This window comes from Bradyrhizobium sp. CB1717 (genome assembly GCF_029714325.1).
Lineage (GTDB): Bacteria > Pseudomonadota > Alphaproteobacteria > Rhizobiales > Xanthobacteraceae > Bradyrhizobium.
The window spans coordinates 1352868-1367335 of sequence record NZ_CP121666.1 but is presented as its reverse complement, the minus strand read 5'-3'; the positions used below and the strand labels follow the sequence as shown (position 1 = coordinate 1367335).

The following is a 14468-nucleotide window of genomic DNA, read 5'->3' as shown; positions in this document are numbered from 1 at the left end:
GACCCATGAAACTGTCCCAGGAGCAATTGGAGTTCTTCCAGCGCGAGGGCTGGCTGTTCCTGCCCGAGCTGTTCAGCCAGGAGGAGGTCGATTTGCTCGCGCGCGAGGCGGTCGGCATCTACGACGCCAACCGGCCGGAGGTCTGGCGCGAGAAGAGCGGCGCGCCGCGCACGGCCTTTGCCGCGCATCTCTACAACGAGGCCTTTCGCACTCTCGGCGCGCATCCGCGCATGATCGAGCCGGTCGAGCAATTGTTCGGCGAACCCGTCTACATGCACCAGTTCAAGATCAACGCGAAATCGGCCTTCACCGGCGACGTCTGGCAATGGCACCAGGACTACGGCACCTGGAAGCGCGACGACGGCATGCCGGAGCCGCGCGCGATGAACATCGCGATCTTCCTCGACGAGGTGATGCCGATCAACGGCCCCCTGATGCTGGTGCCGCGCAGCCAGAACGCCGGCGATCTCGAAGCCTCGCACGACCTCGCCACCACCTCCTATCCGCTGTGGACGCTGGACGAGGACACCGTGACGCGCCTCGTCAAGCAGGGTGGCATCGTCGCGCCCACCGGCAAGCCCGGCGGCATGCTGATGTTCCACGGCAATCTCGTGCATGGCTCCAGCGGCAACATCACGCCCTACCCGCGCAAGATCGTGTACCTGACGCTGAACGCGGTCTCGAACTACATCCGCACGCCGACGCGGCCGGAATACATCGCGCATCGCGATTTCGCGCCGATCAGGACGGTGGACGACGATGCGCTGGTGCGGCTTGCGCGAACGCCGCGACAGGCCGCGGAGTAACCTGTCATTCCGGGGCGCACGAAGCGCGAACTAGGATGCGCAATTGCGCATCAAAGCTCGCGACTTCGTCGCGCCCCGGAATGACGATCTTTGATTTTAGCAATCTCGGACATCCCCCATGAACCTCTTCCGCCTCCTGCAAGCCCGCGCGTCCGCCGGCAAGCCTGTCCGTGTCGCGCTGATCGGCGCCGGCAAATTCGGCTCGATGTTCCTCGCACAGGTGCCGCATACGCCGGGACTCGAGGTGCCCATCATCGTCGACATCGACCGGGAGCGCGCGCGCGAGGCGTGCCGCACCGTGGGCTGGGACGCTGATCGCATCGCCCGCACCGTGTTCACCGATGACGGCGCGCGCGCCATCGCCGGCGGGGCGATGGACGTGGTGGTCGAAGCGACCGGCAATCCCGCCGTCGGCATCCGCCATGCGCGCGCCGCGATCGCGGCGGGCAAGCATGTCGTGATGGTCAATGTCGAAGCGGACGTGCTGGCGGGCCCGCTGCTCGCCGAGGAGGCGCGGAAAGCGGGCGTGGTCTATTCGCTCGCCTATGGCGACCAGCCGGCGCTGACCGCTGAGATGGTCGACTGGGCTCGCGCCACCGGCTTTCACGTCGTCGCCGCCGGCAAGGGCACAAAATATCTGCCGGCCTATCACGACGTGACGCCCGACGGCATCTGGCAGCATTACGGCCTGACCGCGGGCGAAGCGCAGTCGGCCGGCATGAACCCGCAGATGTTCAACTCCTTTCTCGACGGCACCAAATCGGCGATCGAGATGGCCGCGATTGCGAACGCCTGCGGCCTCGACGTGCCGACGGAGGGATTGCTGTTTCCGCCCTGCGGCGTGGACGATTTGCCGCACATCATGCGGCCGCGCTCGCGCGGCGGCGTGCTGGAGCGGTCCGGCGTGGTGGAAGTGGTCTCTTCGCTCGAGCGCGACGGACGGCCGGTGTTTCGCGACCTGCGCTGGGGCGTCTATGTCGTGCTGGAAGCGCCGAACGACTACGCCGCCGACTGCTTCAAGCAATACGGGCTGAAGACCGACGCCAGCGGGCGCTTTGCCGCAATGTACAAGCCCTATCACCTGATCGGACTCGAGCTGAACATCTCGATCCTGTCGGCCGCGCTGCGCGGCGAGGCTACCGGCCAGGCTTTCGGCTTCCGCGGCGACGTCGCCGCCGTGGCCAAGCGCAATTTGCGCGCGGGCGAGATGCTCGATGGCGAAGGCGGCTATACGGTGTGGGGCAAGCTGGTGCCGGCCGCCGCGAGCCTGAAGGCGGGCGCCCTGCCGATCGGCCTCGCACATCGTCTGAAGCTGAAGCACGACGTCGCTCATGGCGAGATCGTGCGCTGGAGCGACGTCGAGTTCGATGCGAACAACGAGACGATCCGGACACGGAAGGCGATGGAGGCGGCGTTCGCGAAGGAGGGGTAGCGCGTTGGGTTGAAGTCGTATCGAGTTCGGCCGACAGCAGCGCTCTCTCCGTTCCCTCCCCCCTTGCGGGTCAGGGAGGGGGGCCGCACGGGGATTCCATCCGCCGCGCATCGCGATCGTGCATTGATCAACAACCGGCACCTTTTGCTGGGCCACCCCTCTCCCTAGCCCTCCCCCGCAAGGGGGGAGGGAACGCACCTCCGTTGACGACAGTGAATCCGGTCCCAACGACGAATGCCTTTACGTCTCACCGCAAGCTCACCGCCACCGATGCCCAATAGAGCAGCAGTTCAACTTTCGTCTGCCTCGCATTCGCAGTTGCGAGCGCGGCATGAGGCTTGATTGTCGCTGGCTGACAGGTCATCCTTGCTGACGGAACCGCAATGATCGGAATTCCAATAAAAAGAGCCCGTCAGGGCCTTCGGAAACGCCTCACAAGTCTCAAACAAAACAACGTCGATCTCGACGGCAAGACGACACCAAAGATCGTTCCCTGACGTCGAAGCATCGGCATAACGGAGGGAAGTGCATGGAACGTCGTAAATTCCTGACGGCAGGCGGATTGGGCCTGGCCGCGAGCGCTGTTGCTGCGCCGGCTATCGCGCAAGGTTCGCCCGAGGTCAGGTGGCGTTACGCCACGAGCTGGCCGAAGTCGCTCGACACGCTCTATGGCGGCTGCGAATATTTCACCAAGAAAGTCGCCGAGATCACTGACAACAAATTCCAGATCCAGCCGTTTGCGGCCGGCGAAATCGTCCCGGGCCTGCAGGTGCTGGACGCGGTCTCGAACGGCACCGTCGAGATGGGCAACACCGCGCTCTATTATTACTGGGGCAAGAATCCCGCCTTCACCTTCGCCACCGCGCTGCCGTTCGGGCTGAACACGCGCCAGCAGATCTCCTGGCTGCTGTGGGGCGGCGGGCAGGAGCTCGTGAACGACCTCCTGAAGGAGCACAATTGCTACGGCATTCCGACCGGCTCCACCGGCGCCCAGATGGGCGGCTGGTTCCGGAAGGAGATCAAGTCGATGGAGGACATCAAGGGCCTCAAGATGCGCATCGGCGGATTTGCCGGCACCATCATGGCCAAGCTCGGCGCGGTGCCGCAGCAGATCGCCGGCGGCGACATCTATCCGGCGCTGGAGAAAGGCACGATCGACGCCGCCGAGTGGGTCGGCCCCTACGACGACGAGAAGCTCGGCTTCGTGAAGGTCGCGAAGTACTACTACTATCCCGGCTGGTGGGAAGGCACGAGCCAGGGCCACAACATCATGAACCTCGACAAGTGGAATGCGCTGCCCAAGCACTATCAGGCTGCGATCGATTCCGCCTCGCGCGACACGTTTACCTGGATCACCGGCAAGTACGACGCATTGAACGCGCCGGCGCTGAAACGGCTCCTGGTGTCGGGCGCCATCCTGAAGGCATTCCCGCAGGACGTGCTCGAGGCCTGCTACGGTGCCGCCAACGAGATCTATGCCGATCTCTCCAAGAGCAATCCGCATTTCGGCAAGATGTATGCGAGCCTCACCGCCTTCCGCGGCGAAGCCCTGCCCTGGTTCCAGGTCGCCGAGCTGAGCTTCGACAGCTTCATGATGCGGATGCGGACGAAGACGTGAGGCGCTGAGCGGCACACGACTAAAGAATGAGAAGCCCCGGAGATGGCGACATCTCCGGGGCTTTCTCGCATTTTGGCGCGACGGTGCTGCTCTTCCCTTCTCCCCTTGCGGGAGAAGGTGGCGCGAAGCGCCGGATGAGGGGTACCTCTCCGCAGGTCCAACTCTCATTTGAATTCGCGGAGAGAACCCCTCACCCGTCTCGCCGCTCCGCGGCGAGCCACCCTCTCCCGCAAGGGGAGAGGGTAAGAAGGCGCATGTGCCGCGACTCGCCTTCGCAACTGCGAGCGTCCCGACGGCGCTTGATTATCGCTAGGCGAACGGTCATCCTCACCTCGGAACCGCGACGTGCGGGATCCACAAAGAGCCCTGAAGGGCCTTCGGAAACGCCAAAAACAATCGTCATAACACCACGTCGGTACCCGGCGAAGCCAAGACGACACCAAGATCGTTCCCTTAGTCGAGGACATCGGCGCAACGGAGGGATACGCATGAAACGTCGTGAATTCCTGAAAGTGACAGGTGCAGGGCTGGCGGCGAGCACCGCGATTGCCGCGCCGGCCATCGCACAAGGCTCGCCGGAGGTGAGATGGCGCCTCGCCGCGAGCTGGCCCAAGGCGCTCGATACGCTCTATGGCGGCTGCGAATATTTCTGCAAGCGCGTCGCCGAGGTCACCGACAACAAATTCCAGATCCAGCCGTTCGCGGCCGGCGAAATCGTCCCGGGCCTGCAGGTGCTGGATGCCGTGTCGAACGGCACCGTCGAGATGGGCAACACCGCGCTGTACTACTACTGGGGCAAGAATCCCGCCTTCACCTTCGGCACGTCGCTGCCGTTCGGGCTGAACACGCGGGCGCATATTTCCTGGCTGCTGTTCGGCGGCGGGCAGGAGATGCTCAACGACCTCTTGAAGGAATACAACACGATCGGCATTCCGACCGGCTCGACCGGCGCCCAGATGGGCGGCTGGTTCCGGAAGGAGATCAAGTCGATGGAGGATTTCAAGGGATTGAAATTCCGCGTCGGCGGCTTCGCCGGCACGATCATCGCCAAGGTCGGCGGCGTGCCGCAGCAGATCGCCGGCGGCGACATCTATCCGGCGCTGGAGAAGGGCACGATCGACGCGGCCGAATGGGTCGGCCCCTATGACGACGAGAAGCTCGGCTTCGTGAAGGTCGCGAAGTTCTACTACTATCCGGGCTGGTGGGAAGGCACCGGCCAGGGCCACAACATCATGAATCTCGACAGGTGGAACGCGCTGCCCAAGCACTACCAGTCCGCGATCGAGATGGCCTCGCGCGACACCTTCACATGGGTCACCGGCAAGTACGACTACGTCAACCCGCCGGCGCTGAAGCGCCTGCTGGTGGCCGGCGCGATCCTCAAGCCGTTCCCGCAGGAGGTGCTCGAGGCCTGCTACAATGCCGCCAACGAGATCTATGCGGATCTCACCAAGACCAATCCGCACTTCAAGAAGATGTATACGAGCCTGTCGGCGTTCCGGAATGAATCGCTGGCCTGGATGCAGGTCGCCGAGCTCAGCTACGACAGCTTCATGATGCGGATGCGCACGCGGACGTGAGGCGCCGGATGGCGAACAAGGTCAGGAACGACGAAAGCCCCGGAGATGTCTCCGGGGCTTTTGGTTTGATCTTCCGATCCGTCCAAGCAACGTGGTCGGTGCAGCTTGATAGTACGGACACCCGTTCCGACAAAGGTGCGTTCCCTCCCCCCTTGTGGGGGAGGGAACGGAGAGAGCGGTACCGTCGACCGTTTCGAATCCAACCCGCCGTACCCTAGACCAACCCGCCGGCGTCGGCGACCCGGCGCTGGTGATAGTCGGTGTCGCCAAAGGTGTTCTCGATCATGGTCAGGCGCTTGAAGTAGTGGCCGATCTTCGCCTCCATGGTCATGCCGATGCCGCCGTGGAGCTGGATCGACTGCTGTCCCACGAACTTCAGCGACTTGCCGATCTGTACCTTGGCCGCGGCGATGGCGTTGCTGCGCTCCTTGGCGTTCTCGAAATCGTTCGCCATGGTCGCGAACATCGACATCGAGCGCGCCTGCTCGGCTGCGACGAACATGTCGGAGGCGCGGTGCTGGAGCGACTGGAACGAGCCGATCGCGACGCCGAACTGTTTTCGCGTCTTGATGTACTCGACAGTGGTCTTCAGCGACTCGTCCATCAGGCCGACCGCCTCGGCGCAGAGCGCGACGCGGGCCTCATCGACCACGCGCTCGATCAGCGCGAGCGAGTCGTCGGGATTGCCGATCACGGCATCCGCACCGACCTCGACGCCGGTGAGGGTGATGTCGGCGGCGTGCAGGCCGTCCTGGGTCGGATAGGACTTCTTCGTGACGCCCTTGGCATTGGCCGGGACCAGGAAGACGCCGATGCCGGTCTTGTCACGGCGGTCGCCCTTGGTGCGGGCAGTGACTAGAAGCGTGTCGGCGTTCTCGCCGTTGAGCACGACGAACTTCTCGCCGTCGATGACCCAGCCGTCGCCCTTCTTCTTCGCGGTCGTCGAGACGTCGAACAGATCATAGCGCGAGTTCTTCTCGAGCTGGGCAAAGGCGAGCGTCTTGCTGCCGTCGATGATCCCGGGCACGTGCGCGGCCTTCTGCGCATCGGTGCCGGCATGGCGCAGGAAGCCGCCGCCGATCACGACCGTGGCCAGATACGGCTCCAGCACCAGCGCCTTGCCGAGCGCTTCCATCACGATCATGGTCTCGACACCGCCACCGCCGAAGCCGCCATCGGCCTCGCTGAAGGGCAGGCCGAGCAGGCCCTGCTCGGCGAGCTTGAGCCAGACGGCTTTGCTCCAGCCGCCCTTCTCCTTCATGTACTTCTTGCGCTGCTCGAAATCGTAGGAATCGGTCAGCAGACCGTCGATGCTTTCCTTGAGAAGCCGCTGCTCCTCGTTCAGGTCAAAATCCATGTTTTTGGTTCCTCGTACCCGGAATTTTTGCTTCGTCATTCCGGGACACGCGCGACAGCGCGGGGACCCGGAATCCAGAGGTTGTGGCGCGAGATTCCGGGTTCGCGCTGACGCGCGCCCCGGAATGACAGCGGTTAAAGCCCCAGCACCGCCTTGGCGATGATGTTGCGCTGGATCTCGTTGGAGCCGCCGTAGATCGAGACCTTGCGGTTGTTGAAGTAGCTCGGCGCGATCTGGGCGGTCCAGTCCATGGCTTCGTTCGAGCCGTCGTCGCCGTGCACGTCGTAGGGCGCGGCGAACGGGCCGATCACTTCCATCAGAAGCTCGGTGGTGGTCTGCTGGATCTCCGAGCCCTTGATCTTGAGCACGGACGACGCCGGATTGGGCTTGCCCTTGCCGTGCTTGCCCTCATCGGCGACGACGCGAAGCTGCGTCAGCTCGAGCGCCTTCAGCTCGATCTCGCACGCCGCGAGCTTCTCGCGGAAGGCGGCGTCCTGGATGATCGGCTTGCCGGCGGATTCGACCTTGGAGGCGAGATCCCTGATGCGGCGCAGCCGCTCCTTGGAGACGCCGACGCGGGCGATACCGGTACGCTCATTACCGAGCAGGAATTTGGCGTAATCCCAGCCCTTGTTCTCCTCGCCGATCAGGTTCTCGACGGGCACCTCGACGTCGTCGAAGAAGACTTCGTTGACCTCGACGCCGCCATCGATCGTCTGGATCGGACGCACGGTGACGCCCTTCGACTTCATCGAGAACACGATGAAGGAGATGCCCATCTGCTTCTTGGCGTTGTTATCGGTGCGGCAGAGGCAGAAGATCATGTCGGCATGCTGGGCGAGCGTGGTCCAGGTCTTCTGGCCGTTGATGATCCACTTGTCGCCACGGCGCTCGGCTTTCGTCTTCAGCGAGGCAAGGTCAGATCCCGAGCCGGGCTCCGAAAAACCCTGGCACCACCAGTCGTCGACATTGGCGATGCGCGGCAGGTACTTCTTCTTCTGCTCCTCGTTGCCGAAGGTGTAGATGACGGGGCCGACCATGCTGACGCCGAAGGCGAGCGGCTGCGGCGCCGGATAGGACTGCAGCTCCTCGTTGAAGATGTAGTGCTGCACGGAGGTCCATCCCGTTCCGCCGTACTGCGTCGGCCAGTGGCTGACGCCCCAGCCCTTCTTGTTGAGGATGCGCCACCACGTCACCATCTCGTCCTTGGTGAGATGACGGCCCTCGACCAGCTTGCGCCGCGTATCCGGCGGCACGTTGTCGCGGAAGAACGACCGCACTTCCTCGCGAAACGCCTGCTCTTCTTTCGTGAATGCGAGATCCATCGGATCCTCCTGTGAAACGTTATTCCCTATTCGTCATTCCGGGGCGCGCGCAGCGCGAACCCGGAATCCAGAGATTGTGGCTCGAGGTTCCGGGTTCATTCGCTGGCGCGAATGCCCCGGAACGACAGTGACTACTGCAACACCTCGAACAAACCCGCCGCGCCCATGCCGCCGCCGACGCACATGGTGACGACCGCATACTTCGCCTTGCGGCGGCGGCCCTCGATCAAGGCGTGGCCGGTGAGGCGCGCGCCCGACATGCCATAGGGATGGCCGACCGAGATCGCGCCGCCGTTGACGTTGATCTTCTCGGGGTCGATGCCAAGCTTGTCGCGGCAATAGAGCACCTGCACCGCGAAGGCTTCGTTCAGCTCCCAGAGGCCGATGTCGTCGACGGTGAGGCCGTGGCGCTTGAGCAGGCGCGGCACGGCGAAGACCGGGCCGATACCCATCTCATCCGGCTCGCAGCCGGCCGAGACGAAGCCGCGGAAGATACCGAGCGGCTTGAGGCCGCGCTTTGAAGCTTCCTTGTCGCTCATGATCACGGACGCGCTGGCGCCGTCGGAGAGCTGGCTGGCATTGCCGGCGGTGACGGTGAAGCCGTCGCCGCGCACGGGCTTGAGGCCGGCGAGACCTTCGGCGGTGGTCTCCGGGCGCGGGCCTTCATCCTGCGACAGCGTGACTTCCTTCATCGACACGGCGCCGGTCGCCTTGTCGGTGACCGCCATCTGCGTCGTGATCGGGGCGAGCTCGTCCTTGAACTTGCCGCCCTGCTGCGCGGCGGCGGTGCGGCGCTGGCTCTCCAGCGAATATTCGTCCTGCTTCTCGCGCGAGATGCCGTAGCGCTTGGCGACGATTTCGGCGGTGTCGATCATGGGCATGTAGACCTCGCCCTTGATCTTGAGCAGCGCGGGATCCTGCGCGTGGAAGCCGTTCATCTTGTCGTTCTGCACGAGGCTGATCGATTCGCCACCGCCGCCGACCGCGATCTCGACGCCGTCGAAAATCACCGAGCGCGCGGCGAGCGCGATCGCCTGCAGACCCGAGGCGCATTGCCGGTCGATGGTGGTGCCGGCGACGGTGACGGGAAGGCCGGCGCGGAGCAGCGCCTTGCGCGCAATGTTGCCGCCGGTCGCGCCCTGCTGGAGGGCCGCGCCCATAACGACGTCCTCGATCTCCTTCGGATCGACCTTGGCGCGCGCGACGGCCTCGCCGATGGCGTGGCCGAGCAGGGTTGCGCCCTCGGTCGCGTTGAGCATGCCGCGATAGGCCTTGCCGATCGGGGTGCGGGCGGTGGAAACGATGACGGCGTCGGTCAAGAGCGACCTCCTGGTTGCTTGGATTGTGATGGTTTCTGCTGCTGGCGCAACTCGTGGCGCGACAATTTTCCGACCGGCGTGCGGGGCAGATCGGCAACGAACTCGACTGCGGCCGGCAGCTCGTGCTTGCCGAGCTTGCCGGCGAGCTGGGTGCGCAGCTCGTCGAGCGAGAACGGTTTTGCATGGGGCTTGAGCTTGATGAAGGCTTTTGCGGCTTCGCCGCGGTACTGGTCGGGGATGCCGAGCACGATCACCTCGTGCACGCCCGGAATGGTGTAGATCGCCTGCTCGATCATCTGCGGATAGACGTTGAAGCCGCCGGAGATGATCATGTCCTTCTTGCGGTCAACCAGGAAGAAATAGCCGTCGGTGTCGACATAGCCGATGTCGCCGGTGAGGAAGCGGCCGTCGACGAAGGCGTCCGTGGAGCCCTCCGGCTTGTTCCAGTAGCCCCTGGTGACGTTCGGGCCCTTGATGCGGATCTCGCCGACTTCGCCCGGCGGCAGCACACGCCTGGGGTCGTCGAGCGCGACGACGTCGAGCTCGATGCCGGGCAGCATCAGGCCGATCGAGCCGGGCTTGTCCGGCCCCGTCGGCGGATGGCCGGTGCCGGGCGAGCAGGTCTCGGTCATGCCCCAGCCGCTGCGCAGCTTCTTGCCGACCTTGCGCTCGAAGAAGCTCGCGATCTCCACCGGCAGCGGTGCGCCGCCGGAGCCGATCGTCGCCAGCGAGGAGAAGTCGCGCTTGTCGAGGTCAGGGAGCGCTGCGATCGCGATCCACATCGTCGGCACGCCCGGGAAGTACGTCGCGCGCTTGACCTCGATGTCGCGCATCACGGCTTCGACGTCGAAACGCTGATGCAGCGAGATCAAATTGCCGCGGCTGAGCGAGGACAAGAGCACCACGGTGAGCGCGTAGATGTGGAACAGTGGCAGCACGCAGATCACGCGCTCGATCACATCGCCGCGCGCGGCGCGCGCCGGCTTGCCCCAGACATCGTAGATCGACACCGCCGAGGTGAGATTGCCGTGGGTGAGCATCGCGCCCTTGGGCAGGCCGGTGGTGCCGCCGGTATATTGCAGCAGCGCGACGTCCTCGGCCGTGACTTTCGGCCATTCTGCCGGAGCGGTGGCGCCTTCGACGAAGGTCTTGAAGGTGACGATGCGGGGATCATCGGGGATCGCCGCCTGCGGCGTGCCGGCCTTGCCCCAATTGTCGTCCTCGCAGACGACGAGCTTGTCGATCAGGCCCTTCTCCAAAAATTTAAGCGCGGTCGGCAGCAGCGCCTGGAGGTTCGAGGTGACGAGCAGGCGCGAGCCGGAATCGGAGACCTTGTGGGTCAGCGCGATCTCGCCATCGAGCGGCGACAGATGCGCGACACGGGCGCCTGCCTTCAGCGCGCCGAAGAAATTGACGGGATGGTCCGGCGTGTTGCCGAGGAACAGCGCGACGGAGCTATTCCTGCCGATGCCCGCGCGCAGGAACGCGGCGGCGGCGCGCTCGGCCATCGCGGCGAGCTCGGTGTAGGCGATTGCACGGTCGCGGAATTCCAGCGCGGTGCGCGGGCCGTAAGTCGCCGCGGCTTTCGACAGGAGGTCGGGCAGCGAGCCCTGGGCGATGGTGTCGTCCCACCGCACGCCCTCGGGGTAAAACTGTTCGCCGGGATGGGTCATTAAAGTTCGTTACTCTTCGCTGCCTGGACAGCAATTCCATGTGAGGCAGGCACTGGCGGTTGGGCTCCCTCCCCCCTTGTGGGGGAGGGGTGGGGAGAGGGGTAGCCACAAACTCGAACCTCGCCCGGAGCCACCCCCTCCCTGCCCCTCCCCCACAAGGGGGGAGGGAACGGAGAGAGCATCGCCTCGGACGAAATATCGGCAGCCGCAGCACCCAATCTGATCACGCCGCTTTCGACGCAGCGGCCAGCGAGGCGAAGGTCTTGCCTTCGGCCGCGAGCTTCTTCAGCAGCGGGGCGGGCTCGAGGCTCGGATCGTTGGTCTCCTTGGCGTAGAACGACAGGCGATCGGCGATGTGCTTGAGGCCGACGGTGTCGGCCCAGAACATCGGGCCACCGCGATAGATCGGCCAGCCATAGCCGTAGAGCCAGACCACGTCGATGTCGGAGGGGCGCGCGGCGATGCCTTCTTCGAGGATCTTCGCGCCCTCGTTGATCATCGGATACATCATGCGCTCGAGGATCTCCTCGTCGCTGACGACGCGCTTCTTGCGCCCCAAGCGCAGCAGCGTCTCGTCGATCAGCTTCTCGACCTCGGGATCGGGCAGCGGCGCGCGGGAGCCGGCTTCGTACTTGTAGTAGCCCTTGCCGGTCTTCTGGCCGAAGCGGCCGGCTTCGCACAGCGCGTCCGCGATCTCCGACTTGATGCCGCGATCCTTGCGCGAGCGCCAGCCGATGTCGAGGCCGGCGAGGTCGCCCATCGCGAACGGCCCCATCGGCATGCCGAACTTGGTGACGACGGCGTCGACCTGCTGCGGCAGCGCGCCTTCGAACAGCAGCTTCTCGGACTGCTTGCCACGCTGGGCCAGCATGCGGTTGCCGACAAAGCCGTCGCAGACGCCGACCACGGCCGGCACCTTGGCAATTTTCCGCGCGATGTTGACGGCCGTCACCAGCGCGTCGGGCGCGGTCTTGTCGGCGCGCACGATCTCGCACAGCTTCATGACGTTGGCCGGCGAGAAGAAGTGCATGCCGAGCACGTCCTGCGGACGCTTGGTCGATTTCGCGATCTCGTCGATGTTCAGATACGAGGTGTTCGAGGCGAGCACCGCGCCCGGCTTGACGTACTGGTCGAGCTTGCCGAACACCTCCTTCTTCACCGCCATGGTCTCGAATACGGCCTCGATGACGAGGTCGGCATCGCCGACATTCTCGATGCCGACGACGCCGTTGATCAGCGCCATGCGCTTGGCGGGCGCATCGGCCGGGATGCCGCCGCGCGCGGCGGTCGCTTCCCAGTTCTTCTGCATGATGCCCATGCCGCGCTTGAGCTGCTCCTCGCCGGTCTCGATCAGCGTGACGGGCACGCCGGCATTGGCAAACGACATCGCGATGCCGCCGCCCATGGTGCCGGCGCCGAGAATGGCGACACGGTTCACGGGGCGCGACTTGGTGCCCTCAGGAACGCCCGCGATCTTGGCCGCTTCGCGCTCGGCGAAGAAGGCGTAGCGCTGCGCCTTGGACTGGTCGCTGGCGACGAGCTTGAGGAAGCCCTCGCGCTCCTTTTTCAGACCTTCGTCGAACGGCAGGTCGATGGCATAGCCGACGGCGTCGGCGGCCGCGAACGGGGCTTCCAGGCCGCGCGACTTCTTGGTCATGGCGGCGACCGCATTGGTGAAGATCGAGCGGTCGGCCTTGGCGGCCGCGATCTTGGAATCGTCGTCGCGCAGGCGCCGCAGCGGACGCTTCTCCGCAATGAGCTTGCGGACGAATGCCTCGCCGCCGGAGGCCGGGCCCTCGATGATCTCCTCGATCAGGCCGTTCTTGAGCGCTTCCGCGGCCCCGATCGGGTCGCCGCCGACGATCATCTTGACCGCAAGCTCAGGCCCGACCGCGCGCGGCAGGCGCTGGGTTCCGCCGGCGCCGGGCAACAGGCCCAGCTTCACCTCGGGCAGGCCGAGCTTGGCCTCCTTCACCGCGACGCGGAAATGGCAGGCGAGCGCGACCTCGAGGCCGCCGCCGAGCGCGGTGCCGTGGATCGCGGCCACGACCGGCTTGGCCGAATTCTCGATCTCGGCGAGGACGTCGTTGAGGGCGGGCGGCTTCGGCGGCTTGCCGAATTCGGTGATGTCGGCGCCCGCGATGAAGGTGCGGCCGGCGCAGGTCAGCACGATGCCCTTGATGGCGGGATCGGCGACGGCGGCCTTGATGCATTCCAGGATACCGCCGCGGACCGCGGCACTCAGCGCATTGACCGGAGGGCTATCGACCGTGACGATCCCGACTTCGTCATGACGCTCAAGCTTGACCACTTCGCTCACGGTTTCCCTCCTTGGTGGGGATTTACTTTTGTTCGATTTCGCGGTGCGGAATTTAATTCCGCATCTTGACGGCAGGGTTATTTTGAAGCACGTGGCTTGTCAACGACTCCGCGCAAGAAGCAGATCAGGGATGAAGCGTACAGGAAAGAAGACTGCGAACGATCGGAATTTCGTCGTCGCGCTTTCCCGCGGACTGGACGTATTGCGCGCATTCCAACCCAATGACGGCCTGCTCGGCAATCAGGAGATCGCGGCGCGGACCAATCTGCCCAAGCCGACCGTATCGCGGCTGACCTATACGCTGACCAAGCTCGGCTATCTGACGCCGGTTCCCCGTTTCGAGAAGTACCAGCTCGCGCCCGCCGCGATGTCGCTCGGCTACGCCGCGCTCGCCAATCTCGGTGTTCGGCATTTGTCCGAGCCGTTCCGCGAGGAAGTGATGCGCGCCACCGGCGGCGCCGTCGCCGTCGGCGGCCGCGACCGTCACAGCATGATCTATTTCGGGCAGAGCCGCGGCAGCGAAACGGTCGGCGTTCAACTTGACGTCGGCTCGCGCGTGCCGATTGCAACCAGCGCGATGGGCCGCGCCTATTTCTGGGCGCTCGACGAAGACAATCGGGCCGAAGTCTCGCGCATGCTGCGCGAACATTACGGCAGCCGCTGGCCCAAGATGCGCGATGGCCTCGAACGTTCCGGGGAGACCGTTGCGAAATACGGCTTTGCGATCTCCGTCGGCGACTGGCACGACGACATCGGCGCCGCCGGCGTCGCGCTCAAGCTCAACGACGGAACCGGACCTTACGCATTCAATTGCGGCGCGCCCGCATTCCGCTTCACGGAAGAGCGCTTGATCAACGACATTGGACCGCGTCTGCTTGCGATGGTAAGGAACATCGAAGCGGCACTCGGGGGTCTGATGCCGCATTCCAAAAAAGAAGTCAGCAAAAAGCTGAAATCAGGAGGAAAAGTTGCGCGTGTGGCCGAGGGGATCAGATAGCCTTTGTCATTACAGGGAGCGGTTCGCATCGCCCCTTCGCC

General features: G+C 64.7%; 10 protein-coding genes. 5 read left to right on the top strand and 5 right to left on the bottom strand.

Translation table 11 applies throughout. The features are described 5' to 3' along the window. Nucleotides 1-5: 5 nt before the first annotated feature. The 4 genes from QA649_RS06430 (at nt 6) to QA649_RS06415 (ending at nt 5436) form a co-directional block, all read left to right on the top strand. The gene (locus tag QA649_RS06430) at nt 6-806 is read left to right on the top strand and encodes a phytanoyl-CoA dioxygenase family protein (protein WP_283023450.1); all 801 of its coding nucleotides are present in this window, start codon (nt 6-8) and stop codon (nt 804-806) included. 118 nt (nt 807-924) lie between these two features. Next, a complete protein-coding gene (locus tag QA649_RS06425) occupies nt 925-2238 on the top strand; it encodes a Gfo/Idh/MocA family oxidoreductase (RefSeq protein WP_283023449.1) in 1314 nt (437 codons plus the stop codon). A 529-nt stretch (nt 2239-2767) separates the two neighbouring features. Further along, nucleotides 2768-3856 (top strand): TRAP transporter substrate-binding protein DctP, encoded by a 1089-nt coding sequence (dctP, locus tag QA649_RS06420; protein ID WP_283023448.1) that lies wholly within the window; start codon nt 2768-2770, stop codon nt 3854-3856. Between the two features lie 488 nt (nt 3857-4344). Continuing rightward, nucleotides 4345-5436, top strand: coding sequence for an ABC transporter substrate-binding protein (locus QA649_RS06415; RefSeq protein WP_283023447.1), 1092 nt, complete (start codon nt 4345-4347; stop codon nt 5434-5436). Between the two features lie 214 nt (nt 5437-5650). Here the strand turns inward: QA649_RS06415 and pimD are convergent, their stop codons facing one another. The 5 genes from pimD to QA649_RS06390 form a co-directional block, all read right to left on the bottom strand. After that, nucleotides 5651-6793: a pimeloyl-CoA dehydrogenase small subunit gene (gene pimD / locus QA649_RS06410; protein WP_283023446.1), complete on the bottom strand. Its 1143-nt coding sequence runs from the start codon at nt 6791-6793 to the stop codon at nt 5651-5653. 134 nt (nt 6794-6927) lie between these two features. Then, nucleotides 6928-8118 carry a pimeloyl-CoA dehydrogenase large subunit gene (gene pimC, locus QA649_RS06405; RefSeq protein WP_283023445.1) on the bottom strand — a complete coding sequence of 397 codons (1191 nt, stop codon included), beginning with the start codon at nt 8116-8118 and terminating at the stop codon, nt 6928-6930. A gap of 131 nt (nt 8119-8249) precedes the next feature. After that, nucleotides 8250-9437 carry an acetyl-CoA C-acyltransferase gene (locus QA649_RS06400; protein WP_283023444.1) on the bottom strand — a complete coding sequence of 396 codons (1188 nt, stop codon included), beginning with the start codon at nt 9435-9437 and terminating at the stop codon, nt 8250-8252. Beyond that, nucleotides 9434-11110 (bottom strand): dicarboxylate--CoA ligase PimA, encoded by a 1677-nt coding sequence (gene pimA, locus QA649_RS06395; RefSeq protein WP_283023443.1) that lies wholly within the window; start codon nt 11108-11110, stop codon nt 9434-9436. The genes QA649_RS06400 and pimA overlap by 4 nt, the downstream gene beginning before the upstream one ends. A gap of 223 nt (nt 11111-11333) precedes the next feature. Beyond that, nucleotides 11334-13430, bottom strand: a complete 2097-nt coding sequence (locus tag QA649_RS06390; protein ID WP_283023442.1) for a 3-hydroxyacyl-CoA dehydrogenase NAD-binding domain-containing protein — start codon at nt 13428-13430, stop codon at nt 11334-11336. Nucleotides 13431-13560: 130 nt separating this feature from the next. Here QA649_RS06390 and QA649_RS06385 point away from each other — a divergent pair, with 130 nt between their 5' ends. Beyond that, the gene (locus tag QA649_RS06385; protein WP_283023441.1) at nt 13561-14427 is read left to right on the top strand and encodes an IclR family transcriptional regulator; all 867 of its coding nucleotides are present in this window, start codon (nt 13561-13563) and stop codon (nt 14425-14427) included. Nucleotides 14428-14468: the final 41 nt, after the last annotated feature.

Coding starts and splice junctions, on each gene's coding strand:
- pimD (WP_283023446.1), bottom strand. CDS start 6,793: ATGGATTTTGACCTGAACGAGGAGCAGCGGCTTCTCAAGGAAAGCATC.
- QA649_RS06425 (WP_283023449.1), top strand. CDS start 925: ATGAACCTCTTCCGCCTCCTGCAAGCCCGCGCGTCCGCCGGCAAGCCT.
- QA649_RS06415 (WP_283023447.1), top strand. CDS start 4,345: ATGAAACGTCGTGAATTCCTGAAAGTGACAGGTGCAGGGCTGGCGGCG.
- dctP (WP_283023448.1), top strand. CDS start 2,768: ATGGAACGTCGTAAATTCCTGACGGCAGGCGGATTGGGCCTGGCCGCG.
- pimC (WP_283023445.1), bottom strand. CDS start 8,118: ATGGATCTCGCATTCACGAAAGAAGAGCAGGCGTTTCGCGAGGAAGTG.
- QA649_RS06430 (WP_283023450.1), top strand. CDS start 6: ATGAAACTGTCCCAGGAGCAATTGGAGTTCTTCCAGCGCGAGGGCTGG.
- QA649_RS06385 (WP_283023441.1), top strand. CDS start 13,561: ATGAAGCGTACAGGAAAGAAGACTGCGAACGATCGGAATTTCGTCGTC.
- pimA (WP_283023443.1), bottom strand. CDS start 11,110: ATGACCCATCCCGGCGAACAGTTTTACCCCGAGGGCGTGCGGTGGGAC.